19 protein-coding genes and 1 pseudogene are annotated in these 24187 nt (G+C 63.3%); 13 read left to right on the top strand and 7 right to left on the bottom strand.

The genetic code is table 11. The features are described from left to right. The first annotated feature begins 175 nt into the window (after positions 1-175). Entirely contained in the window at positions 176-2230 is a 2055-nt protein-coding gene (locus LOY22_RS09530) for a TonB-dependent receptor domain-containing protein (protein WP_258597209.1), read from the top strand. Here LOY22_RS09530 and LOY22_RS09525 read toward each other — a convergent pair. Further along, a complete protein-coding gene (locus LOY22_RS09525; RefSeq protein ID WP_093384922.1) occupies positions 2227-3291 on the bottom strand; it encodes an AI-2E family transporter in 1065 nt (354 codons plus the stop codon). The genes LOY22_RS09530 and LOY22_RS09525 overlap by 4 nt on opposite strands. 122 nt (positions 3292-3413) lie before the next feature. Here LOY22_RS09525 and yegQ point away from each other — a divergent pair, with 122 nt between their 5' ends. After that, positions 3414-4733: a tRNA 5-hydroxyuridine modification protein YegQ gene (yegQ, locus tag LOY22_RS09520; protein ID WP_258597207.1), complete on the top strand. Its 1320-nt coding sequence runs from the start codon at positions 3414-3416 to the stop codon at positions 4731-4733. Position 4734: 1 nt separating this feature from the next. Here the strand turns inward: yegQ and LOY22_RS09515 are convergent, their stop codons facing one another. Then, complete coding sequence (locus LOY22_RS09515; RefSeq protein ID WP_258597206.1) at positions 4735-7026, bottom strand: acylase; 2292 nt, start codon at positions 7024-7026, stop codon at positions 4735-4737. Positions 7027-7269: 243 nt separating this feature from the next. Here LOY22_RS09515 and LOY22_RS09510 point away from each other — a divergent pair, with 243 nt between their 5' ends. Next, complete coding sequence (locus tag LOY22_RS09510) at positions 7270-7656, top strand: fe2+ zn2+ uptake regulation protein (protein WP_045201383.1); 387 nt, start codon at positions 7270-7272, stop codon at positions 7654-7656. A gap of 37 nt (positions 7657-7693) precedes the next feature. Here LOY22_RS09510 and LOY22_RS09505 read toward each other — a convergent pair whose 3' ends face one another. Continuing rightward, entirely contained in the window at positions 7694-7882 is a 189-nt protein-coding gene (locus LOY22_RS09505) for a hypothetical protein (protein WP_093384931.1), read from the bottom strand. Between the two features lie 158 nt (positions 7883-8040). On the opposite strand from LOY22_RS09505, the gene LOY22_RS09500 reads away from it, so the two are divergent. The 4 genes and pseudogenes from LOY22_RS09500 to LOY22_RS09485 all read left to right on the top strand — a co-directional run bounded on the left by LOY22_RS09500 (position 8041) and on the right by LOY22_RS09485 (position 10555). Continuing rightward, positions 8041-8502 carry a hypothetical protein gene (locus LOY22_RS09500; protein ID WP_230090834.1) on the top strand — a complete coding sequence of 154 codons (462 nt, stop codon included), beginning with the start codon at positions 8041-8043 and terminating at the stop codon, positions 8500-8502. A gap of 299 nt (positions 8503-8801) precedes the next feature. Then, on the top strand, positions 8802-9182 hold the full coding sequence (locus LOY22_RS09495) for a Mor transcription activator family protein (protein WP_045201382.1): 381 nt from the start codon (positions 8802-8804) through the stop codon (positions 9180-9182). A gap of 81 nt (positions 9183-9263) precedes the next feature. Then, positions 9264-9917, top strand: a pseudogene (locus LOY22_RS09490) (DUF2589 domain-containing protein). A 104-nt stretch (positions 9918-10021) separates the two neighbouring features. Further along, the gene (locus LOY22_RS09485) at positions 10022-10555 is read left to right on the top strand and encodes a DUF2589 domain-containing protein (protein ID WP_093387610.1); all 534 of its coding nucleotides are present in this window, start codon (positions 10022-10024) and stop codon (positions 10553-10555) included. Positions 10556-10567: 12 nt separating this feature from the next. On the opposite strand, the gene LOY22_RS09480 is transcribed toward LOY22_RS09485, so the two are convergent. The 3 genes from LOY22_RS09480 to LOY22_RS09470 form a co-directional block, all read right to left on the bottom strand. Next, on the bottom strand, positions 10568-14242 hold the full coding sequence (locus tag LOY22_RS09480) for a translocation/assembly module TamB domain-containing protein (RefSeq protein WP_258597203.1): 3675 nt from the start codon (positions 14240-14242) through the stop codon (positions 10568-10570). After that, a complete protein-coding gene (locus LOY22_RS09475) occupies positions 14239-15981 on the bottom strand; it encodes an autotransporter assembly complex family protein (RefSeq protein ID WP_258597201.1) in 1743 nt (580 codons plus the stop codon). The genes LOY22_RS09480 and LOY22_RS09475 overlap by 4 nt, the downstream gene beginning before the upstream one ends. Before the next feature lie 66 nt (positions 15982-16047). Beyond that, positions 16048-16698: an N-acetyltransferase gene (locus LOY22_RS09470; protein WP_093384937.1), complete on the bottom strand. Its 651-nt coding sequence runs from the start codon at positions 16696-16698 to the stop codon at positions 16048-16050. A gap of 162 nt (positions 16699-16860) precedes the next feature. Here LOY22_RS09470 and xthA point away from each other — a divergent pair, with 162 nt between their 5' ends. From xthA to LOY22_RS09455, 3 genes are all read left to right on the top strand, one after another. Further along, positions 16861-17673: an exodeoxyribonuclease III gene (gene xthA, locus LOY22_RS09465; RefSeq protein ID WP_123567403.1), complete on the top strand. Its 813-nt coding sequence runs from the start codon at positions 16861-16863 to the stop codon at positions 17671-17673. A gap of 165 nt (positions 17674-17838) precedes the next feature. Further along, positions 17839-19155 (top strand): substrate-binding domain-containing protein, encoded by a 1317-nt coding sequence (locus LOY22_RS09460; RefSeq protein ID WP_093384943.1) that lies wholly within the window; start codon positions 17839-17841, stop codon positions 19153-19155. 165 nt (positions 19156-19320) lie between these two features. Beyond that, positions 19321-20343: a TerC family protein gene (locus LOY22_RS09455; protein WP_213601900.1), complete on the top strand. Its 1023-nt coding sequence runs from the start codon at positions 19321-19323 to the stop codon at positions 20341-20343. On the opposite strand, the gene LOY22_RS09450 is transcribed toward LOY22_RS09455, so the two are convergent. Then, positions 20337-21566, bottom strand: coding sequence for an acyl-CoA dehydrogenase (locus LOY22_RS09450; RefSeq protein ID WP_093384950.1), 1230 nt, complete (start codon positions 21564-21566; stop codon positions 20337-20339). The two genes, LOY22_RS09455 and LOY22_RS09450, sit on opposite strands and share 7 nt — an antisense overlap. Positions 21567-21704: 138 nt before the next feature. Between LOY22_RS09450 and LOY22_RS09445 the strand changes: the two genes are divergently transcribed. The 3 genes from LOY22_RS09445 (at position 21705) to LOY22_RS09435 (ending at position 24050) form a co-directional block, all read left to right on the top strand. After that, complete coding sequence (locus LOY22_RS09445) at positions 21705-22634, top strand: LysR family transcriptional regulator (protein ID WP_045201373.1); 930 nt, start codon at positions 21705-21707, stop codon at positions 22632-22634. Between the two features lie 95 nt (positions 22635-22729). Beyond that, positions 22730-23131, top strand: coding sequence for a MerR family DNA-binding transcriptional regulator (locus LOY22_RS09440; protein ID WP_010226535.1), 402 nt, complete (start codon positions 22730-22732; stop codon positions 23129-23131). 19 nt (positions 23132-23150) lie between these two features. Continuing rightward, on the top strand, positions 23151-24050 hold the full coding sequence (locus LOY22_RS09435; RefSeq protein ID WP_045201372.1) for a hydroxymethylglutaryl-CoA lyase: 900 nt from the start codon (positions 23151-23153) through the stop codon (positions 24048-24050). Positions 24051-24187 lie beyond the last annotated feature (137 nt).

Raw genomic sequence — 24187 nt, 5'->3', positions numbered from 1 at the left:
TCGGCGGGGTGTTTTGTTTTCAGGCCGAAACCCTCATCGCGGGGCAAGTCGGGTCGCCGCACCGCCGCTCCCACTGGATGGGCTGCCCCGCGATGATGCCACTGCCTATCGGTGACTGTGCTTCGTCTGATAGTTGCGACGTCAGATACCCGCTCTCAGTCCTGGAACCCCATCGATGCACCCCACCCTACCCCGCTCCTCCCTCGCCTTGCTGATCTCCTGTGCCGCGTCGGTGCAGGCCAGCGATAGCATCGAACTCGGCCAGGTGCTGATCCAGGAACAGGAGCAGAGCGAGTTGCAAGATGCTCGCGAACGCCTGCAGCAGGTGCCTGGCGCCAGCAACCTGATCGACATGCAACGGGTGGAGCAAGGCCGGGTCGCCAGCAACCAGGATGTGCTCGCCTACCAGCCCGGGGTGTTCGCCCAGTCGGCTGGCAACGACGGCATCAAGCTGTCGATCCGGGGTTCGGGTATCAACCGCGCCCCCGGCGCTCACGGCTCGGGTGTGTACACGATGTTCGACGGCCTGCCGCTGACCGGCCCGGGCGGCACGCCCTATGAACTGTTCGAACCACTGTGGCTGAGCCGCGCCGAAGTGCTGCGCGGTGCCAACGGCTTCGACCGCGGCGCGTTGGCGCTGGGCGGCGCTATCGACTACATCACCCACACCGGCCGCGACGCCGCACCGCTGCAACTGCGCTACGAGCTCGGCAGTCGCGGCTATGCCAAACGCCAGATCAGCTCCGGCCAGGTCCTGGGCGACCTGGACTACTACGTGGCGCTGACCGACTCGGAATACGACGGCTACCAGCGGCACAGCAGCGGCAGCAGCAAGGGCATCGCCGCCAATGTCGGCTACCGCTTCAATCCGAACCTGGAGACCCGCTTCTACCTGCGTTATCGAGAGACCGAGAATGACCTGGCCGGGCGCTTGACCCAGGAGCAGATCAAGCATGATCCGCGCGGGGCCAACCCGGCCTACCTGAGCCGCGACGACAGCCGTCCGCAGCCGGGCAGCACCTGGCTGGGCAACAAGACCACCTTCTATCTCGATGACGATTCGCAGCTCGAAGCAGGCCTGGTCTATCACGATTATCCGATGGACCTGCGCGAAGGTCCGATGCGCCTGAAGGTCGCCTACACCGACGTCAGCGGCACCCTGAATTATCAGCGCCACCACACGCTGTTCGGCCACGAAAGTAAAACCACCGTCGGCTGGCGCACCACCAAGCACTTGCCCAACAGCGGCGCTTCGCAATACTCGCGGGTCAATGGCGTATTCGGGGCGAAAACCCGGGACTTCACCTACCAGGGCTCGGACAGCGTCCTGCATGTCGGCAACGAACTGGAACTGATCCCCGACCTGTGGCTGACCAGTGGCCTGGCGGCGATCTACACCCGCCGCGAGAGCGCGGTGACCTACCCCGACAATGGCGGCAAGGTCAGCCAGAGCGACTGGGACTACGCCCCGCGCCTGGGCCTGCGCTACGACATCAGCCCGCAGTTGCAGGTCTATGGCAACCTCAGCCGTTCGGTGGAGCCGCCGCACCCGTGGTCGCTGATCTGGAGCTCGACCAGCAACACGCAACCGATTGAAATGCACAACCAGACCGCCACTACCCTGGAGCTGGGGGCCCGCGGCGAGTCGGCCATCGGCCGCTGGGACCTGGCCTGGTATTACTCGGACGTACGCCATGAGCTGCTGGCGGTGGAGATCGTGCCAGGCCAGCCCGCCAAGGAGTTCAACGCCAGCCCGACCGTGCACCAGGGCATCGAGGCCGGCCTTGACAGCCTGCTGTGGCAGCGCGCCGGGGTCGGCAAGCTGAGCCTGCGCCAGGCCTACACCTTCAGCGACTTCCACTACCGCGACGACGACAGCTTCGGCGACAACCGCCTGCCGGGCATCCCCATGCACTACTACCAGGCCGAACTGCGCTTCAACCTGCCCAGCGGCCTGTTTGCAGGGATCAACACGCAGATGGCCTCCAAGGTCCAGGTCGACTACGCCAACAGCTACCCGACCGATGCCTATGCCATTCTCGGCGCCACCCTGGGCTACAACTCGCCGAAACAGGACTGGCAAGCCTGGCTCGACCTGCGCAACCTGACCAACAAACGCTATGCCGCCACCGTCACCCCCGGCTACAACGACAACGGTACCGACATTGCCCGCTCGACACCGGGCGAAGGCTTCGGGGTCTATACCGGGGTGTCCTACAGCTTCCGTTAACTGGGCAGTTGCACCTGCGGTTTGGTCGAGACGAAGATCGCCCAGCTGGACATGAACAGCGCGGCGATCAGCGGGCCGATGACAAAACCGTTGAGGCCGAATACCGCCAGGCCACCAAGCGTCGAGACCAGGATCAGGTAATCGGGCATCTTGGTGTCCTTGCCCACCAGGATCGGGCGCAGCACGTTGTCCACCAGGCCGATGACGAACACGCCGAAGGCGGCCAGCACCGCGCCTTGCCAGAAGGCGCCGGTGGCGACGAAGTACACCGCCACCGGCGCCCAGACGATCCCTGCACCCACTGCCGGCAACAGTGACAGAAAAGCCATCAGCACGCCCCAGACCAAGGCGCTGGGGATGTCGAGAATCCAGAAGATGATCCCGCCCAGGGCGCCCTGGGTCACCGCTACCAGCAGGTTGCCCTTGACCGTGGCGCGTACCACGCGGTTGAACTTCAGTTGCAGACGGCGCTTTTGCTGTTCGGCCAGCGGCACCGCGGTGCGGATCTTGCGCACCAGCTCGGCGCCGTCACGCAGGAAGAAATACAGCAGGTAAAGCATGATGCCGAAGCTCACCAGAAAATCGAAAGTCCCCTGGCCGAAGCTGAAAGCCTGGGTGGCGAAGAACTGGCTGCCTTGCATGGCGCCCTTGGTGATTTTATCGCGCAGGCCGGCCAGGTCGCCCATGCCCATGCGCTCGAGGAAGTTCTGCACAAAGGCCGGGAGGATGTTCTTGAAGCGCTCGATGTAGCCGGCCAGGTCCAGCTCGCCGCTTTCGATGTTCTTGTACAGCGCCGCGCCCTCCTGCACCAGCAGGGTACTGATGATGATCACCGGTAAAATTGCAATCACGAGGCAGATGAACAAGGTCAGCCCGGCCGCCAGGTTGCGCCGCCAGCCCAGGCGCGCCAGCAGGCGGCGCTGCAGCGGGGCGAAGACGATACCGAGGATCACCGCCCAGAACACCGCGCCATAGAACGGCAGGAGAATCCAGATGAAAGCGATGGTCACCAGCACCAGCAGTGCCAGTAACGCCTTGTGTTGCATGACGGTTTCGTTCATGTGCGCTCCTTGTGCGTTCTATTCATTAGTGCGCCGGGCATTGCCAAAAGTGCCGTTGATGCAGATCAATAAACACTAGCTGCAGCCGGCGTAGCATCCGCGCCTTTTGCCGCGACCCGATCATGACCCTTCTCGCCAAACCCGAACTGCTCGCCCCCGCCGGCTCACTGAAGAACATGCGCTATGCCTTCGCCTACGGCGCCGATGCCGTGTATGCCGGGCAGCCGCGCTACAGCCTGCGTGTGCGCAACAACGAATTCGACCACGCCAACCTTGCCTTGGGCATCAAGGAAGCCCAGTCCCAGGGCAAGCGCTTCTACGTGGTGGTCAACATTGCCCCGCACAACGCCAAGCTCAAGACCTTCCTCAAGGACCTGGCGCCAGTGATCGAAATGGCCCCGGATGCACTGATCATGTCCGACCCGGGGCTGATCATGCTGGTGCGCCAGCACTTCCCGCAGATGCCGATTCACCTCTCGGTGCAGGCCAACACGGTGAACTGGGCCAGCGTCGAGTTCTGGCGCAGCCAGGGTCTGACCCGGGTAATCCTGTCGCGCGAGCTGTCGCTGGAAGAGATCGAGGAGATTCGCCAGCAGGTGCCGCAGATGGAACTGGAAGTGTTCGTCCACGGCGCGCTGTGCATGGCCTACTCCGGTCGCTGCCTGCTGTCGGGTTATCTGAACCGCCGCGATGCCAACCAGGGCAGTTGCACCAACGCCTGCCGCTGGCAATACACAGCCACCGCGGCCAGCGAGAATGTCACCGGTGAAATCGTTCGCGAAGTGCAGCCGACCCTGGGCCTCGGCGCGCCGACCGAGCAGGTGTTCGTGCTGCAGGAAAGCAACCGCCCGGGCGAAGACATGCCGGCGTTCGAAGACGAGCACGGCACCTACATCATGAACGCCAAGGACCTGCGCGCGGTGCAACATGTCGAGCGGCTGACGCGCATGGGCGTGCATTCGCTGAAGATCGAGGGCCGGACCAAGTCGCACTTCTACTGCGCGCGCACTGCCCAGGTGTATCGCCAGGCCATCGATGACGCGGCAGCCGGGCGTGAGTTCGATCGCAACCTGATGCTCAACCTCGAGTCACTGGCCCAGCGCGGCTATACCGAAGGTTTCCTGCGCCGGCACGTGCATGACGAATATCAGAACTACCAGCGCGGCAACTCGGTGTCCGAACGCCAGCAGTTTGTCGGCGAACTGAGCGGCGAGCGGGTCAATGGCCTGGCTGAAGTGCGGGTGAAGAACCGTTTTGCTGTGGGTGATCACCTGGAACTGATGACACCCAAGGGCAACTACCACTTCGACTTGCATCAGTTGCGCAATCGCCAGGGTGACGAAATCGAGGTAGCACCGGGGGATGGACACACAGTGTATTTACCGATCCCCGAGCAGGTAGACCTGGCCTTCGGTTTGCTGCTCAGGGATCTGGTTGACTGAATCAAGGCGCGGACGTGGCCACCGTCGCGCTTTCAACCTCGCGAATCACTTGCAAGCGGTACTGCGGATCGGCCTTGATCTGCGCCTCGGTGAACGGAATCACCTGCCACTGCTTGGCCGAGAACGCGCGGGTCTGGTCGCTGGCATGGGCCGAACCCGCTTCGCTGGACTCGGAGAACGCCAGCATCCCCAGTGCATGCGGGCCCTGGTCATCGAAGGTCACCAGCTGCAGGTAGCTGGTACCGCTGACTACCAGGCGCTTGTCGGCGGCGACCGGTACGCTCTGGATTGCGTTGTACACGCCAAGGCTTGCCGGCCCACCGTGGATCGGTGTGCCGTCGGCAGCCTGCTGGATCTGCCCCCAGCGCGCGTCCTCGGCGAAACCGGCCTTGCTTACCTGCGCAACTGAAGCCAGGGCTGCCTCACGCAAGGCGCTGGCCACCTCGGCGCGATCAACGGCCAGCCCGCGCGGCGTGTGTTGCGGATCGGCGGCGTCGAAACCAACACGCCAGATGTCCTTGCGCCCCTGCAAAGCCTGCAAGATGTTCTGGAAATGCACCAGGCCAAGGCCACTGTCGAGGTTGGCGCGCAGGTCCCAGGCCTTGAGGCTGGTACACAGCGCGCCGAGCTTGGCATCTGCCGCTTGCGCGGCGCACCAGTTGAGCAGGTCGGGCATGACCAGCTCGGCGACATACACCTGGTTGTCCATGACCATCTGCTGCAGGTCCGCCGGGCTGATCTTGCCCTTCTCGCTCAGGCTCGCCAGGCGCTGCAGGGCAAAGCGGCTGCGCGGGCCCAAGGGTTGGTCTTCGCGGCTGACCAGCGGCGAATAGCCCTGCAACGGTGTGGCCGGGTTGACCATCCAGGCCGAGTCGTTGGAATGCTGGACGAAGTCCTTGCGGCTCAGGCTCGGTAGCAGTTGCGCGGGGAAGATGCCTGCCTGGGCGGCCTGCGGGTCGACCTTCCAGTTGCAGGCACTGCGCGAACCGTCGAGCACGATCATCTCCTGCCCGGCGGCCGGGTCGCTGCAGCTGGCCAGCAAGGCGGCATCGACGTACGGCACCACCGACTGATTCAAGTACAGCGCCTGACCCTTGGCGTCCACCGCCAGGGTATTGACCCAGGGAATGCCCTGCAGGCGCTGCACCGAAGCTTGCAGGCTTTTCAGGCTGTCGGCGCGGTTCATCGCATCCCACTGCGCCAGCACCCGGGTGTTTTCGAGGTTGGCATCACGCAGGCTGAAGGCGTACTGCTTGTTCCAGTCCAGACGCCCCGGCCATTGCACGATCGGGCCGAATACCGAGCTGTAGACCTCACGGGTCACCGGCTTGAGCTGGCCGTCCGCGCCCTTGACCGTCACGTTCAGGCGCTGCTGGGTCAAGGCCTGCGACTTGCCGTCGAGCAGGTAGCGGGTCGGGTCCTTGGGGTCGAGCTCCAGCCGGTACAGGGTGAAGTGCTTGGAGGTGTCGACCGTGTGGGTCCAGGCCAGGTGCTGGTTGAAGCCGATGTTGATCAGCGGCAAGCCCGGCAGGGCCGCGCCCATGGCATCGAGCTGGCCCGGCAGGGTCAGCTGCATCTGATAAAAGCGCATGCCGCCGGCCCAGGGAAAGTGCGGGTTGGCCAGGAGCATGCCGCGACCGTTGAATGAGCGCTCGGCACCGATGGCCACGGCATTGCTGCCGCGCTCGACAGCAAACTGCTCCTGGCGCAACTGGGCGATGCGCAGGTCGGGGCGCAACTGGGCGACGACATTCGGCGGTGTGGCCCCGGCCAGTGCTTCGGCGAACTGGCCGACACCGCCTTCGACCAGCAAGCGGCGAGTCAGCTTGACCAGGTCGAGGGTGGTGATCGGCCGTAGCCATTCGGCCTGCAGGCACTGCACGCCCTGCCCCTGGGCCTTGAACTCGGCCAGCGCGCGGTTGTAGCCCTTGGCATAGCCTTCGAGCCGTGCACGCATGGCCGGCGGTTGTGCCTGCCAGAAGCCGAACACCGCCGTTGGCGTATTCAGCCAATTGAAAAACAGGTCGCTGGGCAGGTTTTCGCGCTGCTCGAAGGTGCGCTGTTCTGGCCCGAAGTAACGCGAACGCTCGCCATTGACGGTGACCACCTCGTTAGCCAGCAGGCACAGGTTGTCTTGTGCATAGGCATAGCCGATACCGTACCCCAAACCCTGCTCGTCCCTGGCCAGGATGTGCGGCACGCCGTAACTGCTGCGGCGGATTTCAGCGCTGGCATCACCCGGCGCCACGCGCGCCTGGACGGACAGGCTCAGGCCGGCAAGCAGCCCGGCCATACAAAGGGTCGCTAAGGGAAAGGGCTTGATCACGCGCACTCCAGCTCAATCAGGGGAAAGGTCGTCCTGACTGAACGAAATACGCCAAATAAATTTACCGGTTTGCGCCGCTCAATACGTCTTTAGAGGGTGAGGCTGAAGATTTTTTTCATCAGGTACTGCAGTTTTGCCGCGCTCATTCGTCTTATAGGTGTAGGCAAACACTTTTGCTTACCTGGACAGGCCAAGAAATGGAGCATTCACATGTACAACCAGCCACAGCCAGCGCTAACCGCTGGCCCTGGACGCACAAAGAGCCAACCGGTGACTGCAAGAACCGAAGCCGGCGAGCACGAGCGCCCTGGCAATGAACACATCCGCGAGCTGCTCAAGGCCTTTGGCCTGCGTACCAGCCTGATCCGCCTGAAGGTCATCGATGCCCTGCACATGGCCGATCGCGATGGCCGCAGTATCGGCGTGCGCGGGGTCCACAGCCAGCTCGAACAGCTGGATATTCCGCTGTCGTTCCTCAGCGTTCGCGAAGTGCTCAAGCGTTTGTGCGCCGAAGGCGTGATCAGCCTGGGCAACGACAAGTGCTACAGCCTCAACCCCCAGGCCCGCGCGGTACTGGAGCAAGCCACCTGCCGTTGAGCGACCGGCCGGCGCGCAGCCGGCCGCGCTTACCGCCTCAGGGCTTGACCTTGCGGCGCATGATGCCGTTGACCACCACCACAACCACCGCCACGGCAATGGCGATGTACTGGAACACTTGCTCGCTGATGGTGCCCTGCTTTTGCAGGTAGGACAGTCCGAGCATGATCCCCAGCACCAGCAGGGAGATCAGGATGGAGTATTTCAGGCGTTGACCTTGAGTCATGGGTAGTTCCTTGCGACATCGGCGAAAAGCCCCGAAGCGGGCCGAGCGCATGATACAACGTCACCCGCAGGCAGCGGACTATTTCCCGCTTCTGCCCGCCCCGCAGCATTGCCAACATGGCTTCCCGGACGACTGCCCAGACCAACGCAAGGATCACCATGTCGATGCGAACCCTGCTGCTCAGCCTGGCGCTGCTCGGCCCCCTCAATGCCCATGCCCTGCCCACCGAATCCCAACCTCAGGCTTTGCTGCTGGAACTGGCTGCACAATTGGCGCACAGCGCCGGCAGTAGCCAGTGGCAACAACTCTGGCAACGCAGCCGACAGGCCGGGCATCTGCACAGCAACCCGCACACCGAGCATTTCGATGTGCCCCAGGCACAAATTCCGGCACTGGTAGCCAGCACCCTGGCCAGCGCCGATCAGGCACGACCGTTGAAGCAGACGCAGGTGCGCTATCGCCGCGACTTTCACCCCAGGGTCATCGGCAAGGCTGGCACGCAGGCGTTGACCGCCCTGTGCGTGTGGGTCGACTGGCGCAGTTTCCCCGAACAGGGCGTCAGCCATCCAACCCCCTACCTGGGCCAGGTCAGCCTGTTGCTGGCACGCCCTTGCGAGTAAGCATGGGTGGCTCAACCTAGGAAGGTCACCATCGCCATGGCACCCGGTAATCAAGGCGTTGCGCTTACGTCGCAATTCATTTCCCACCCATCGGCATGGTTCGTCCTACAGAAAGCGTACATAAAGCCCTCCCTTGCCGCCCCACTTGCTGCCTAGCCCGCCTTCCGTCCAGTAGCCGAGAATCCAGCTCAAGCCACGACAGACAGATGCGATTTGTCGCATTGACGCTGCCTGCAATGGCCCTAGCTGCCTGGCACGGATCATCAAGGTGCCGAACTATCGCCTACAAGGAAGTCACCATGGAACTGAGCGACCTGAACCGTATCGATATCGAACAACTGCCCCACTCGCTGCAGATGCTGATCGAATGCCTGGGCATCGAGAATGCCTACAACCTGACCTGCGCCTTTGGCGGGCGCCCCAAGTACATTCCCAAGCACCGCGAACGCACCGCACTGGCGGAAATTCTCCCGGCGCCGGCGCTGGATGCGCTGATCAAGCGCTTCGCCGGCATGGCCCTGGAGATCCCCAAGGTTGACCATTTTCTGCGCCAGCTGCGCAACCAGCAAATCCAGCAGGAAAGCGCCGACGGTCTGTCACGCAGCATGCTCGCCAACAAGTACGGCTTGAGCCTGCGCCAGATCGGCAATATCCGTCGCCAGGAACCCTGCCCGCGCTAAGCGTCATCGACTTGAGCCGATAACTCCGGCATTCAAGGCAACCCCGCACAATGATGTGCAATCAAGACAAGGAAATCTCTGATGGCAACAATCGACAATGGCCTGATCGGCTCGGTAATGAACGCCTTGCCACTGGACCGGATGATCTCGGGACCTCTGCAGGCGATGATCCAGGCACAGATTTCGGCAAGCAAGTCGTACGCCGACTTTCTTATGGGCGTGTGCATCCAGAATGGCAAAGCCGTCGCCATTCAATTCGACTACGACGAAACCATCACCGATGAACAAGGGGTGTACAAGGGAACTGTCTCGAAGAAGATGCAGATCCCGCTGCTGGCAGCGGTCACTCACCCCAACATCGTCATCGAAGAAGGCAACATCGAATTCGAATTGACCATCAGCCAGCAAGCCGAAAGCACCGAAGAGAGCGGCAAAGAGGCAAGTTTCGGCGCGTCGCTGGGCTGGGGCAAATTCAGGCTCAATGTCAAAGGCCAGGTCAGCCACAAATCCACTCAAACTCGCAAAACCGATACCCGTGCACGTTACGCCTTCAACACCAAGGTACGCCGCTAGGACCCACCCGAGGCGCTGATGCGGGTCATCGACTTTCTCACCGACGCGGCGACCAAGCCTGTGGTCATGGCCGATGCCACCGCGCAAAACCTCGATGCGATGCCGGTTTCGGCACTGCCGATGCCTGACGAACAGGAAAGCCGCAAAGAAACAGCCATCTGATCGTGCAGCATAAATAAAAACCCAGGCCTCTCATGCTCGAGAGGCCTGCTGACGAGCACAAGGAGTGGGAACGATTGGACCAAACCTCGGCAGTGAACGCCCCCATTACCGCCAGCGACCTCTGTGATATTACCCGCGGCCTGCAGGAAGCCGCTGCGGCCACCAACCACCTGATTGCCCAGCAGTACATCAAGCTGTTCGACCAGTTTTTCGACTACGACGCCGAGACGCTTGGCGCGCCGATGAAAGCCAAGATGGTCGAAGTGGCAATGGATGACCAGCACACTATGCAGATCCCGCTGATCGCGCTGGTGTCGCCGCGCGGGCTGGCACTGGAGCGCATGCAGGTCGACCTGTCGGTACGGATTCAAAACACCGAGACCACCGATGCCAGTGAAAACCTGCAGCGCGAACGCTTCTATGTGACGGTCGGCAGCCAGGGCAAACGCAACGGCGATGCCGCACGCGACCCCGATGAAGTACAGATCCGCATGCAGTTCCAGGCCTGTGAGCCACCGGAAGCGTTGAACCGGCTGATCGAGGAGTACACCAGCCTGATCACTCCGCAGCGGGTGTCCACGCCGGCCCAACCCACGATCGACAGCAACGAGTTCATCGCAGCGGCGACCGTGCGCTGATCATTGGCACCTCTAGAAATCACGTTTGTAAAAGATATCCAGGGAACTGGCCAGGCCACTGGCCGCCTCCAGGTAAACCTTCTTGCTGAGCTTGTAGCGCAAGGCGATGGTGTTGGCCGGCTCGAACACACCCACCCCGTAACGCAGGCTCAAGCGCTCGGTCAGGTTACCGCTGGCGACCACCGCCGTGTTGTTGCCGCTGCCCTGGGTGTCGAGCTGGAAGTCATCGATGCCCAGGCTCGAGGCCAGGCTGCCGGTGATCCCGGCACTGCCCGCCAGGCCCAGGCCGAGCGCCGCTTCGGCGAGCATGTTGTTATCTTCGCCAGTGGTGCCCAGCGGCCGGCCGAGCACCAGGTAGGACAAGGCCTGCTCCTGGCTCATGGCCGGCTCCGAGAACACCTGGGTGGTGGGCTGCTCGGCGCTGCCGCTCAAGCGGATGCCGGCAATCACGTCATCGGTCTTGCGAATTGCCTCGATGTCCAGGTACGGCTGATCGATAGGGCCGGCAAACAGCAAGCGCGCACGGCGGATGGTCAGGCGCTGGCCATAGGCACGGTAGCGACCATCGGCCAGGCTCAGTTCACCGCGGGTATCGAGGTTGTCGCCGATATGCACGTGCCCGAGCAGGTTGGCGGTAAGGCCAAAGCCGCTGAACGAGAGCTTGTCCTGGCCCACCTGCACGTCGATATCCATGGCCATGGCCATCGGCGCTTTGCCCTCCTCGGTCTGGTGACCGAGGATCACCGTGTCATCGGAGACCTTGACCGTCGACGGCGGCAGTTCACGCACAGTGATCTTGCCCTTGGGCACCAGCACCTTGCCAGTCACCGCAAGCTTGTCGTCAATCAGGCTGATTTTCAGGTCCGGGGCCACTTCGAGGGCCGCATAGGGTTCGACGTTGACCGGCAGGCGCTGGCCCTGCAGCGCCAGGTTTACAGCCAGGGCCTGGCCCCAGCCGATCTGCCCGTTCAGGCTGCCCTGGCCGCTTTCGCCGCTTTTCCAGCTGCCGTTGAGCTGGACCTGTTCGCCGGCGATCAACGCTTGCAGTTGCAGGTCCTGAAGGCTGATCGGCAGCTCGGCACCGCTGATTTCGCCATGTACAAGGTTCAGGCTGCCATTGACCTGAGGCGCCAGCAAAGTGCCAGACAGGCGCCCGCTGCCATTGAGCTGGCCATTCAAACGCTCGACCATCGGCGCAAACGGACGGCCGATGGCCAGGTCCAGGCCGCTGAGGCGGAAGTCACCGCTCAACGGTTTGTTCTTTGCCAACGGGTCAAGCCGGGTATTGACCGCCAGCTCGCCGAGCTTGTCACCGTGAAAGTCCAGGCGGGTATCGATGCGCCTCGGGCCCAGGGTGCTTTGCAGGCGCAGGGTCTGGTAGGGGAAGTCCAGCCATTGGTCCTTTTCACGCACGCGCAAGGTGCCGCCGCTGGCATCGATGAGGATGGTGCCCTTGGGCCCGCTGGCCGGCACATCGAGGTTGATGTCGGCATTGAGCAGGCCCTGCCAGGCAAAATCCTTGGGCAGCCACTGCGCCAGGCTCTGCAGCGGGAACTGCTTGAGGTGATAGCGCAGGCGAGGCTCGGGCGCCAGGCGCTGGTCTTCGCCGCACAGGCTGGCCTGGCCGGAACGCCAGCAATGGGCGCCGAACTCCACCTGGCCGCTGGCCAGGCGCTGCAGTTTTGCCGGCGCCTGCAGGCGCCAGTCCTGGCCACCGGCCTGGATTTCGCCGCTTGCCAGGCGCCCGCGCCAGTTGCCCTTGTCCAGTTGCCCATCCAGGCCCAGGTCAAGCTTGAGCTGCGGCCCGTCCAGGGCCAGTTGCAGCTTTTGCTGACGAACATCACCGCTGCCCTTGGCCGTGAGCATCCCCAGGCTGGTATCGCCCAGGCGAATACTGCCGGCCTCAAGGTCGATGAGTGCACGTTGGGCGTTGTCCAGGCGTGCATCCAGGCTCAGGCGCTGCACGCGATTGTCAGCCTGGGCCAGTTGCTGGCCCTGCAGAACGAAGCTGCCTTGGGGGGCCTGCAAGGTACCGGCAACCTCCAGGCGGCCCTTGACCTGGCCTTGCAGCTGCGGCCAGAGCTGGCCCAGGCGTGGCAGGTTGATATCGATCTGACCGGCCAGACGCTGTTGCAGGCTGCCACTGCCATTGATGTGGTTGTCGCCCAGGCGGATGTCCAGGGTGCCCAGGGTCCATTGCTGCCCTGCCCCTTGCGCCAGCGCTTTGAGCACAGCGGGCTGGCCACGCAGTCGACCCTTGAGGTCAAGCTCGGCATCCAGACGCAACTCGCCGTTTTTCATCTCGCCCTTGCTGCGCAAGGGGCCAGCCAGGGTGCCGGGCAACTCGGCCAGCCAGTACGCAGGGTTCAACGCCGACAGCTCCAGCGCGGCATCCCAGGCCACGCCATCGGCAAACTGCACGCCGACACTGCCGGTGGCCTTGCCTTGGCCCGCGCTCAGCTGAAGCTGCGCCAGGCTGACTTGCTTGAGGTCGCCCTTGAACGGGCTACTGAGGCTGAAGGTGCCTGCCGGGCCGTCCAGGTCGCCGTTGAATTCGCCCTGGTAGTTGCCATCGCGGTATTGCACCTGGCCGGTGAAGCGGCGCAGGGAAACTTCCGGTGCCGGGTCCATTGGATAGAGGCGCAGCCAGGGAAAATCCAGCCAGTCGATGCTGGCGTCTGCGCTCAGGCCTTGCTGCCAGTCGGCCTTGGCCTTGAGCTTGAGCGCCTGCTCGGCGCTAGCACTGAGGTCCAGGGCGCTGACTTCTGCACCCTTGGCATCAACCCGGCCTTGCAGCTTGAGCGCCACCGGGCCCTGTTCGGCAGGCAGGCTGGCTGAACCGAGCAGTTGATAGCCGTTTTGCAGGTTGCCCTTGGCGCTCAGTTGCAACTGGTTCAGTTGCAAGGTGTCGGGCAGCGCGGCCGAAGGTTTGAACGCCTCGCTGCTGATCTGCAGTTGCGCTGGCAGATTCTGCGCCAGTGCCTGCAGCTCGCCGCTCAGGCGCGCTTGCAGATAACCGCTGCTGTCAGCCGTGAGCTTGAGGGTTTTCTGCAGGTCGCCGTCGACCTGCAACGCCAGTTGCCAGGGTTGCCCGTCGACACTGGGCAACTGCAGCTGCCCCTGGGCCTGCAGCGGCCAATCGGCTTCGGGCTTGAGCAGGCCCTGCAGGTTCAGCTTGAGATCATCGCGTTGCAGTTGCAGGCTGTCGATCTGCAGCCCGCCGGTGGTCCAGTGCGCGGCCAGTTGCAACTGGCTGAGCTGTTCGTTGCCATCCAGGCGTAGCTGGCCGATGCGCACACTGCCAAGCTCAATGGCCAGCGGCAGCTTGAGTTGCGGCAGTTGCAACGGCCCGCTGTCGGGCTTCGGCTCGCCAGGGGCGAAGGCCAGGTTGACCTGATCGGCTTGCAGCTGCTCGATGCACAGGGTCATACGCAGCAGGCAGGCCGGCGACCAGGCCAATGCCGGCGCGACCAGCTCGACGCGATCGCCGCCTTGTTCCCACAGCAAGCGCTCGGCCTGCCACTGCCCGGCCAGGCGGCCCTGAAAGTTATCCAGTTGCAGCCCCGGCACCAGCCCCAGTGCCCAGCGGCTGCCGGCCTGAGTACCGAGCACCAGGCCGACACCCAGCACCAGCAACAGCAGCAAGGCCAGCAGGCCAAGAACGATGAATTTGATAACCCGACTCACAGTTCCGGCCCCATGGAGAAGTGCAAACGCAAACCGCCGTCGTCGTCCAGCGCGCGGGCCAGATCCAGACGCAGCGGCCCGACCGGAGACACCCAGCGCACACCGATACCGACACCGGTCTTGAGGCTGGGAAGCTCCAGATTGTTGAATGAGTTGCCCTGGTCGACGAAGGTCGCCACCCGCCATTTCTCGGCAACCGAATACTGGTACTCGGCGCTGGCGGCCACCAGGTAACGGCCGCCGATGCGATCGCCATCGGAGTTCTTTGGCGACAGGGTCTGATAATCGTAGCCCCGCACGCTCTGGTCACCACCTGCGAAGAAGCGCAGCGACGGCGGAACGGAATTCTTGTAGCTGTTGGTGGCGCTACCGCCGAACTGCACACGGCCGAGGAAGCGATGGTTCTGGCCGAGGGTGGTCAGGCCCTTGAGCAACACATTGGCGTGCAGCAGGTTGGTGTCGGACACCAGCCCCTCCTTGGCTGCCTGTACATCGAACTGCAAGCGGTACCCGTTATGCGGGTCGATACGGTTGTCACTGCGCAGGTAGGAATAGCTGATGCCGGGCATCAGCAGGTTGCTCAGGCCCGAGTCGTCACCGAGTTTGTACTCTTCGCGCTGGTACTTGAGCGAAATGACCCGCTGCCAGCCGCTGGGCAGTTTGCTGTGCCATTCCGGGCCGACCGTGAGCAGCTTGCTCACGGTGTCGGTGCCGGCGATTTCTTCATTCTGGTAGCCGCCGGCAAAACGCAGTTTGTCGGTCAGCGGCGGGTCGAGCGGAATGTCGTACCACAGGCCGACGTTCTGCCGCGGCGCCGACAGCTCGGTCTCCCAGCCATAACTATGGCCTTGCGGGTTGACCCAGTGGCGGGTCCAATTGGCCTTGCCGCGCGGCCCGACGTCGGTCGAAAAACCCAGGCCCAGGCCCATGGTCCGTGGCTTGCGGGTGTCGAGTTGGACAGCCACCGGGATGCTCTGCTCGACCGCGGCAGTGGGCGCGGCATCGACCCGTACGCCTTCGAAGTAGCCGCTCGATTGCAGGGCGTTGTTGAGCTCGGCGATCAGCTCGGAATCGTAGGGGGTGTCGGCCTTGAACGGCACCATGCGTTGCAGCAGGTCTTCATCGAGCGGTGTATCGCCGGCGAAGCTGACCTTGCCCAGGCGGTAGCGCGGGCCGCTGGCGTAGATCAGCTCGATGTCGGCGACACCCGCCTGGGGATCGACCGCCAGGCGCTGGCGAACGAAATGGCCGCTGAAAAAGCCATAGCGCGAGGCCTGGTTCTGAATCAGGCGCTTGGCGTCTTCGTAATGGCCATGGTTGAGCATCGCGCCTGAGCGCAGCGCCTTGCTGTCGGGAATGCGAAAGGCTTTGAGCTCGCTGGCCGGGCCGTCGATACGGATGGTCACATCACGCAAGTGCACCGGCTCGCCGGGATCGATGCTCAATACCAGTTGCGGGCCCTTGTCGGCCTTGGCCGCTGGCTTGACCTCGCTATCGATCTGCGCCTGGTAATAGCCCAGGGCCTGGGAGGCCTTGCGCGCCTGCTCGACTGCGCCGCGGCTGAAGCGCAGCAGCGCCTCTTCATCGCGTTTACCAAGGCTGCCGATATAGCCTTCGACATTGGCCTTGAGTTCGTTATTGGCAGGTTTGACCCGGACCACCAGCTCGCTTTGCGCATACGCGCCGATGCTGGCAACCCATAGAATCAAACCGCAGGTGAATCGTCCTGAATACGTCATAGGCGCGGATGCTACCAGAGCTTGGCGGCAGCATGGAGCCCGAGGTTTTCCTCGCCGTTACGCAATTCAGGCCGAAGCCTGTTGCGACGACTGCGGATTGGGGTGAAAGAACACGTGTTCGTGGACCGGTCCTACAGCGATCTCGCCAATTTCCTGATAGCCCTGTCGATGATAGAACGCCAGGTAGTGCTCGTTGCCGGTGTCCAGCACCACCCCCTCGGAATGCTCATCCACGGCACACCAATCGTGCACAGCCTGTAACAATTGTTCGCCGTAGTGCTTGCCCTGAAACTGCGGATGGATCCCCAACAGTGGCAACACATGCACCGCATCACTGGGCAGACAGGCCATCAGTGCGGCCTGGTAGTCCAAATAGCGGCGGGTGCAGCGAAAGCCGGTGCTGAGCACCATGCGCATGCGCCAGGCCCAGCTTTCGGTGATGCCCAGGCGTCGCTGCGGCGGGGCGATCAGGGCGATGCCGACCAGCCGGTCTTCGACCAGCAGGCCGATGGCGGGCAGGTCCTGGAGAAAATGCTGGTTGACCAGCTCGCGCACCGTGGCGCGTATGCGCTGGTCGAACCCCGGACGCCGGGCCTCGAACAGAAAGGCAAAGGTCGGTTCGTGGCGATAGGCGTGATACAGCAGGGAGCGCGCCTCGCGGCTGTAGCCGCCATCGAGCAGACGGACTTCAGCCGGTGCGGCAGTCGATTCGGGCATGCTGGCGAACCTCCGGAAATGGGCATTCATTGCCTTTGAGGTGTTCGCGGTGCCAACGTTCACCTCGTGGCACAGGTTAGCAACCTATCGAGTGGCTCGCCACGCTGGCCGGCGCCGCCGATGTCGGCTAGCATCCTGGGTTTTACCAGGATTGTGCTGCCCATGAAGATCGTCTCGTTCAACATCAATGGCCTGCGCGCCCGGCCCCACCAGTTGGCGGCGTTGATCGAAAAGCACCAGCCCGACGTCATCGGCCTGCAGGAAACCAAAGTCAGCGACGAGCAGTTCCCGCTCGCCGACGTCCAGGCCCTGGGTTATCACGTGCATTTTCATGGCCAGAAGGGCCACTACGGCGTCGCCCTGCTCTCGCGCCAGGCGCCACTGAGCCTGCACAAGGGCTTCAGCAGCGATGAAGAAGACGCCCAACGGCGCTTCATCTGGGGCACCTTCGCCGATACCGATGGCACGCCGATCACCATCATGAACGGCTACTTCCCCCAGGGCGAAAGCCGCGACCACCCGACCAAGTTCCCGGCCAAGCAGCGTTTCTACAGCGATCTGCAGGCACTGCTGGAAACCCAGTTCCAGAACGACCAGCCGTTGCTGGTAATGGGTGATGTAAACATTTCGCCAGAAGACTGCGACATCGGCATCGGCGCCGACAACGCCAAGCGCTGGCTGAAGACCGGCAAATGCAGCTTCCTGCCGGAAGAGCGCGAGTGGATGGCGCGCCTGAAAAACTGGGGCCTGGTCGACAGCTTCCGCCACCTGCACCCGGAAGTCGCCGACCGTTTCAGCTGGTTCGACTACCGCAGCCGCGGCTTTGAAGACGAGCCCAAACGCGGCCTGCGCATCGACCTGATCATGGCTTCCCAGGCGTTGTTGCCACGGATCAAGGACGCCGGCGTCGACTATGACTTGCGCGGCATGGAAAAGCCTTCGGACCATGCGCCGATCTGGCTTGAATTGAACTGATAAACGCTCCCACAGGCTTTGTAGGAGCGGGCTTGCCCCGCGATGCGATCTGGCAGGCAGCATGCTATCGCGGGGCAAGCCCGCTCCTGCCACAGCCTGTCATCCCCCGGTCACATGGCTGTCTTAATCTCCCGGCACACCCTTTGCCCATGAGTGCCAGACGGCATGTTGCGCCACCTCTCCCTGCTTGTGCTTTGCCTGCTCCCGCTGATTGGCGCCGCTGACCCGCAGGCGCAATTGCGTATTCAGGGTTCCAACACCATCGGCGCCGCGCTGGCACCGGCGCTGGTCTCAGGTTTGCTCGCGCAGCAAGGCGCCAGCGCCATCAGCATCGTCAGCAGCGACGCCGCCAACGAGCTTCAGGTCCGTGCCCTGGACAGCAACGGCCAGGCCTTGCGCATCGACATCGCCGCCCACGGTTCCAGTACTGGCTTCACTGCACTCAAATCCGGCCAAGCGGAGCTGGCGGCTTCCTCACGTCCGATCAAGCCAGCCGAACTGAACGAGCTGCAAGCGCTGGGCGACCTTAATAGTGCCGCCGCCGAGCAGATCATTGCCCTGGACGGCGTCGCGGTGATCGTCCACCCCGACAACCCGCTGCCGCAATTGACCACCACCCAGCTGGCGCAGATCTTCTGCGGGCAGATCGACCGCTGGGAGCAACTGGGCATCGGCAGCGGCCCGATCAACCTGTACGCCCGCGATGACCGCTCCGGCACCTTCGAGACCTTCAAAGCGCTGGTCCTCGACCCGGCACGGCAAGCCCTGGCCGACCACACCAAACGTTTCGAATCGGCGGAGCAACTGGCCAGCCAGGTGCTCGGCGATCGCCAGGCCATCGGCTTCAGCAGCCTGGCCACGGTGCACGGCGCCAAGGTCGTGGCGATTGCCGACGGTGAGTCCCGGGCCATGTTGCCGACAGCGGCGCTGGTGGCCAGCGAAGACTATCCGCTGTCGCGCCGGTTGTTCTTTTACTTGCCCCCCGGCCAGGCCAACCCCCTGGCCCGCGCCTTGGTCGAGTTCGCCCAAAGCCCCCAGGGCCAGGCCATCGTCACCGGCAGCGGCTTCGTCGGCCAGCAGGTGCAGAGCATCAAGGTTCAGCCCCGTACCGACATGCCGCGCCGCTACCTGGGCCTTGCCAATGATGCCCGGCGCCTGTCGGTCAACTTCCGCTTCCAGGAGGGTAACGCCAGCCTCGACAACAAGGCCCTGCGCGATGTGCAGCGGGTAGTCCAGTACCTGCAGGCGCAGCACAAACTGAGTAACAGGGTGGTGCTGGTGGGCTTTGGTGATGCCAAGGATGACCCGCAGCGCGCCGCCCTGCTCTCGCGGCTGCGGGCCATGGCAGTGCGCCGGGAACTGGCTCGTAGTGGTGTCGAGTTGCGCGAAATAATCGGCCTGGGTGACGAACTGCCAGTGGCGGCGAACACCGCCGAACAAGGGCGGATCCGCAATCGGCGGGTCGAGGTGTGGGTCTACTGAGCCACTGCCTGCCAGGCGGGGCAATCAATTGTTACAGCCTCGATTGGGCGCCCTGGTTCTCCGGGTCTAGGCTTGTCCCTAGTGACGCCGGGCCCCTCTGACGGCTGCCAAGCCGCCATGTCGGAGTCACTGTTGCTCAGCAACGTCGACATTAAGGAGGGGCTCATGGCAGCTCTACAGGTATTTCTCGACAACGACTTCCTTGGCACCAGCCTGTGGTTCTGGCTGGCCTTTCTCGGCATCGTCCTGACCCTGCTGGTACTGGACCTGGGCGTGCTGCACCGCAAGCTGCACGCAATCGAAATGCGCGAGAGCCTGCTGCTGTATGGCGGCTATTTCAGCGTCGGGGTGCTGTTCGGCGTGTGGGTGTGGTTCGAGCTGGGCGCGCAGAAGGCCCTGGAGTTCTACACCGGCTTTCTCATCGAGCAGTCGTTGTCGATGGACAACGTGTTCGTCATGGCGATGATCTTCAGCTTCTTCGCCATCCCTCGTCGCTATCAGCACCGGGTGCTGTTCTGGGGGATTCTCGGCGTGGTGGTGCTGCGGGCGATCATGATCGGCCTGGGCAGTGCGCTGGTGCAGGAGTTCGAGTGGATCCTCTACGTGTTCGGCGCCTTCCTGCTGTTCACCGGGGTAAAGATGCTGTTCTCCAGCGAAGATTCCCACCCGGACCTGGCCAACAACCCGGTGCTGAAGTTCGTCCGGCGTCATATGCGGGTAACCGACGAGATCCACGGCCCGCGCTTTTTCGTGCACATCACCCCGCCCGGGCAGAGCAAGGCACTGCGCTATGCCACGCCGTTGTTCCTGGCCCTGGTGCTGATCGAGCTGGCCGACCTGGTGTTCGCCGTCGACAGCGTGCCGGCGATCTTTGCCATCACCCAGGACCCGTTCATTGTCTACACCTCGAACATCTTCGCGATTCTCGGGTTAAGGGCGCTGTACTTTGCCCTGGCGGCGCTGATGCACCGCTTCATCTACCTCAAGTACGCGCTGGCGCTGGTGCTGGTGTTCATTGGCGGCAAGATCTTCTACCACGGCCTGATTGGCGCCGTGCCGCCGATGCTGTCACTGGCGGTGACCATTGCCCTGCTCAGCGGTGGCGTGCTGGTTTCGCTGTTCTCGACCCGTGCACAGGGCAAGCCCGCCGCCGACAAGGAGGCGGACTTGCACGGCAAGCATCAATGACTGCTACGGAGCATTTCCTTGGGCACGTACTTGCCGATCTCGTACTTGCCGATCGCCGCACGGTGCACTTCGTCCGGGCCGTCGGCCAGGCGCAGGGTGCGCTGCATGGCGTACATGTAGGCCAGCGGGAAGTCGCCCGAGACACCGGCGCCGCCGTGGATCTGGATCGCCCGGTCGATAACCTTTAGCGCCACGTTCGGCGCCACCACCTTGATCTGGGCGATTTCGCTGCGGGCGACCTTGTTACCGACGGTGTCCATCATGTAGGCAGCCTTGAGGGTCAGCAGCCGGGCCATGTCGATTTCCATCCGCGAATCGGCAATCTTGTCGACGTTGCCCCCCAGGCGCGCCAGAGGCCGGCCGAAGGCGGTACGTTCCACCGAGCGCTTGCACATCAGCTCAAGGGCCCGCTCGGCCATGCCGATCGAACGCATGCAGTGGTGGATGCGCCCCGGGCCCAGGCGCCCCTGGGCGATCTCGAAACCGCGGCCCTCGCCGAGCAGCACGTTCTCGTAAGGCACGCGCACGTTCTCGAACAGCACTTCGGCGTGGCCATGGGGCGCGTCGTCGTAGCCGAACACCGGCAGCGGCCGGACGATCTTTACCCCGGGGGTATCGGTAGGCACGAGGATCATCGAGTGCTGCTGGTGCCGCGGGCCTTCCGGGTTGCTCAGGCCCATGAAGATCATGATCTTGCAGCGCGGGTCGCAGGCGCCGGAGGTCCACCACTTGCGGCCGTTGATCACCCACTCGTCACCGTCACGCACGGCGCGGGCGGCCATGTTGGTGGCGTCGGACGAGGCCACGTCCGGCTCGGTCATGGCGAATGCCGAGCGGATGTCGCCGCGCAGCAGCGGTTCGAGCCACTGGCGCTTCTGCTCTTCGTTGGCGTAGCGCACCAGCACTTCCATGTTGCCGGTGTCCGGCGCCGAGCAGTTGAACGGCTCGGGGCCGAGCAACGAGCGGCCCATGATCTCGGCCAGGGGGGCATATTCGAGGTTGGTCAGGCCCGCGCCCAGCTCCGACTCCGGCAGAAACAGGTTCCACAAACCCTCGGCCTTGGCCTTGGCCTTGAGCTCTTCCATGATCGCGGTCGGCTGCCAGCGATCGCCTTCGGCAACCTGGCGCTCGAACACCGCTTCGGCGGGATAGACATAGGCATCCATGAACGCCGTGACACGTTCACGCAGCGCCTGGACCTTGGGTGAATAGGCGAAATCCATGGGCAGTACCTTCAGTGGAAAAGGGATCTGTTATCGATCCTAGATCAGCCGGTAAAATCCACCTAGCCTATTCTCGGCGTGTATAAACATTCATAACCGATATATGATCCACGGATAACACCAACAAGAGCAGCGCCCATGAACCTGAGCAAGGTCGACCTGAATCTGTTCATCGTCTTCGATGCCATCTACACCGAAGCCAACCTGACCCGGGCCGGGCAGATCGTCGGCATTACCCAGCCGGCGGTGTCCAACGCCCTGGCGCGCCTGCGCGAAACCTTCAACGACCCGCTGTTCGTGCGCACCGCCCAGGGCATGGTGCCCACGCCTATGGCGCAGAACATCATCGGCCCGGTGCGCAATGCCCTGTCGCTGCTGCGCGTGTCGGTGCAAGAGAGCCGCATCTTCAACCCGCTGCAGGCCAGCAAGACCTTTCGTATCAGCATGACCGACCTCACCGAGGCGGTGATCCTGCCGCTGCTGTTCCAGCGCCTGCGACGCCTGGCGCCGGCGGTGGTGATCGAAAGCTTCTTGTGCAAGCGCCGGGAAACCACCAAGGAACTGGCCGCCGGGCGCCTGGACTTTGCCGTCGATGCGCCGCTCAACACCGACCCGCAAGTGCGCCACGTCAAGCTGATGCAAGACCGCTATGTGTGCGCCATGCGCCAGGGCCACCCGCTGTTCAAGGACAAGCTCAGCCTCGATGACTACCTGGGCATGACCCACATCCATATCTCCAGCCGCCGCAATGGCCTGGGCTATGTCGACCTGGCCCTGGGCAAGATGGGCGTGCAGCGCAAGATCGCCCTGCGGTCCCAGCATTACCTGATGGCCTCGCAAGTACTGCAGCAGACCGACATGGTCATGACCGTGCCGGAGCGCTTCGCCCGCCGCCACCAGCTCAACCATGTCAACCTGCCGGTGGACGTGCCGCCGCTGGAAACCCACCTGTACTGGCACGAAAGCACCGACCAGGACCCGGCCAACCGCTGGATGCGCGAACAGATCATCGAGCTGTGTCAGGGTGTGGTGGCGCAGGATGAGCGGGCGGCCATGGCTGAGGTGTAGGGAGCTATGGCGGGGCAAGCCCCACCAATCCTTTGCTTGACGTATACGTCAACCTGCAATTAGCTTAGCTCCATGCCCTTTTCCCGAGCCAAGCAATGAGCAGCCAGACCTACAGCATCTCCGACCTGTCCCGCGAGCTGGACATCACCACCCGGGCCATTCGCTTCTATGAAGAACAGGGCCTGCTCAGCCCGGAGCGTCGCGGCCTGGAGCGGGTCTATTCGGCTCGCGACAAGGTCAGCCTGAAGCTGATCCTGCGCGGCAAGCGCATTGGTTTTTCCCTGGCCGAGTGCCGTGAACTGATCGAGCTGTATGACCCGTCCAGCGGCAACCTCAAGCAATTGCACAGCATGCTGGCGAAGATCGCCGAACGCCGCGCCCAGCTTGAACAGCAACTGCTCGACATCCAGCAGATGCAACTGGAGCTGGACACTGCCGAAGAGCGCTGCGAGCAAGCCCTGGCCGCGACCTTGAACAACCAGAAAAACAGCCATTGAGCCCTGAGGAATCCTGCCCATGTCATTGCCTGAAAAAGTCCGCCTGGTCGAAGTCGGCCCGCGCGACGGCCTGCAAAACGAAGCCCAGCCCATCAGCGTGGCCGACAAGGTTCGCCTGGTCGATGACCTGAGTGCGGCAGGCCTTTCTTATATAGAAGTGGGCAGCTTCGTTTCCCCCAAGTGGGTACCACAGATGGCCGGCTCCGCCGAGGTGTTTGCCAATATCCAGCAGCGCAACGGGGTGACCTACGCCGCGCTGGCGCCGAACCTGCGCGGTTTTGAAGATGCCCTGGCGGCCGGGGTCAAGGAAGTGGCCGTCTTTGCCGCCGCCTCCGAGGCGTTCTCCCAGCGCAACATCAACTGCTCGATCAGCGACAGCCTGCAGCGCTTCGTGCCGATCATCGAAGCGGCGCGTCAGCACGGGGTGCGGGTGCGCGGTTATGTCTCGTGCGTGCTGGGTTGCCCCTATGAAGGCAAGGTCAGCGCCGAGCAAGTGGCCCCGGTGGCCCGCGAGCTGTTCGACATGGGCTGCTATGAAGTGTCGCTGGGCGACACCATCGGCACCGGCACCCCCGGGGCAACCCGGCGCCTGTTCGAAGTGGTCGGCGCCCAGGTGCCACGCGCCCAGCTGGCCGGACACTTTCATGACACCTACGGCCAGGCCCTGGCCAACGTCTATGCCAGCCTGCTTGAAGGCATCAGTGTGTTCGACAGCTCTGTTGCGGGCCTCGGCGGCTGCCCCTATGCCAAGGGCGCCAGCGGTAACGTTGCCAGCGAAGACGTGCTGTACATGCTCCAGGGCCTCGGTATCGACACCGGTATCGACCTGCAGCGCTTGATTGCCGCGGGCTTGCGTATCAGTGAAGTACTGGGCCGCGCCAGCGGCTCGCGGGTGGCTCGCGCCCGTCAGGCACAGTAATCACAAGCGGTAACAGGCTGATCTGCGTGCGGGTGTTACCGCCCCCGCACTTTTCAGGGAAATTCCGGGTAACACGGAAACAAATCGACAGAATTTCCCGAGGATATTTTTCCGCAAAATCTTCAAGCCATTGATTT

Source organism: Pseudomonas sp. B21-035 (genome assembly GCF_024748945.1).
GTDB lineage: Bacteria > Pseudomonadota > Gammaproteobacteria > Pseudomonadales > Pseudomonadaceae > Aquipseudomonas.
Note: the sequence above shows the minus strand (reverse complement) of the source record. Positions and strands in the feature narration are given on the sequence as shown.

What these genes read in the sequence shown, in the direction of transcription:
- LOY22_RS09510 (WP_045201383.1), top strand. Translation starts at nt 7,270, where the DNA reads ATGTACAACCAGCCACAGCCAGCGCTAACCGCTGGCCCTGGACGCACA.
- LOY22_RS09460 (WP_093384943.1), top strand. Translation starts at nt 17,839, where the DNA reads ATGTTGCGCCACCTCTCCCTGCTTGTGCTTTGCCTGCTCCCGCTGATT.
- LOY22_RS09435 (WP_045201372.1), top strand. Translation starts at nt 23,151, where the DNA reads ATGTCATTGCCTGAAAAAGTCCGCCTGGTCGAAGTCGGCCCGCGCGAC.
- LOY22_RS09470 (WP_093384937.1), bottom strand. Translation starts at nt 16,698, where the DNA reads ATGCCCGAATCGACTGCCGCACCGGCTGAAGTCCGTCTGCTCGATGGC.
- yegQ (WP_258597207.1), top strand. Translation starts at nt 3,414, where the DNA reads ATGACCCTTCTCGCCAAACCCGAACTGCTCGCCCCCGCCGGCTCACTG.
- LOY22_RS09505 (WP_093384931.1), bottom strand. Translation starts at nt 7,882, where the DNA reads ATGACTCAAGGTCAACGCCTGAAATACTCCATCCTGATCTCCCTGCTG.
- LOY22_RS09455 (WP_213601900.1), top strand. Translation starts at nt 19,321, where the DNA reads ATGGCAGCTCTACAGGTATTTCTCGACAACGACTTCCTTGGCACCAGC.
- LOY22_RS09450 (WP_093384950.1), bottom strand. Translation starts at nt 21,566, where the DNA reads ATGGATTTCGCCTATTCACCCAAGGTCCAGGCGCTGCGTGAACGTGTC.
- LOY22_RS09495 (WP_045201382.1), top strand. Translation starts at nt 8,802, where the DNA reads ATGGAACTGAGCGACCTGAACCGTATCGATATCGAACAACTGCCCCAC.
- LOY22_RS09500 (WP_230090834.1), top strand. Translation starts at nt 8,041, where the DNA reads ATGTCGATGCGAACCCTGCTGCTCAGCCTGGCGCTGCTCGGCCCCCTC.
- LOY22_RS09445 (WP_045201373.1), top strand. Translation starts at nt 21,705, where the DNA reads ATGAACCTGAGCAAGGTCGACCTGAATCTGTTCATCGTCTTCGATGCC.
- xthA (WP_123567403.1), top strand. Translation starts at nt 16,861, where the DNA reads ATGAAGATCGTCTCGTTCAACATCAATGGCCTGCGCGCCCGGCCCCAC.
- LOY22_RS09530 (WP_258597209.1), top strand. Translation starts at nt 176, where the DNA reads ATGCACCCCACCCTACCCCGCTCCTCCCTCGCCTTGCTGATCTCCTGT.
- LOY22_RS09475 (WP_258597201.1), bottom strand. Translation starts at nt 15,981, where the DNA reads ATGACGTATTCAGGACGATTCACCTGCGGTTTGATTCTATGGGTTGCC.
- LOY22_RS09515 (WP_258597206.1), bottom strand. Translation starts at nt 7,026, where the DNA reads ATGGCCGGGCTGCTTGCCGGCCTGAGCCTGTCCGTCCAGGCGCGCGTG.
- LOY22_RS09440 (WP_010226535.1), top strand. Translation starts at nt 22,730, where the DNA reads ATGAGCAGCCAGACCTACAGCATCTCCGACCTGTCCCGCGAGCTGGAC.
- LOY22_RS09525 (WP_093384922.1), bottom strand. Translation starts at nt 3,291, where the DNA reads ATGAACGAAACCGTCATGCAACACAAGGCGTTACTGGCACTGCTGGTG.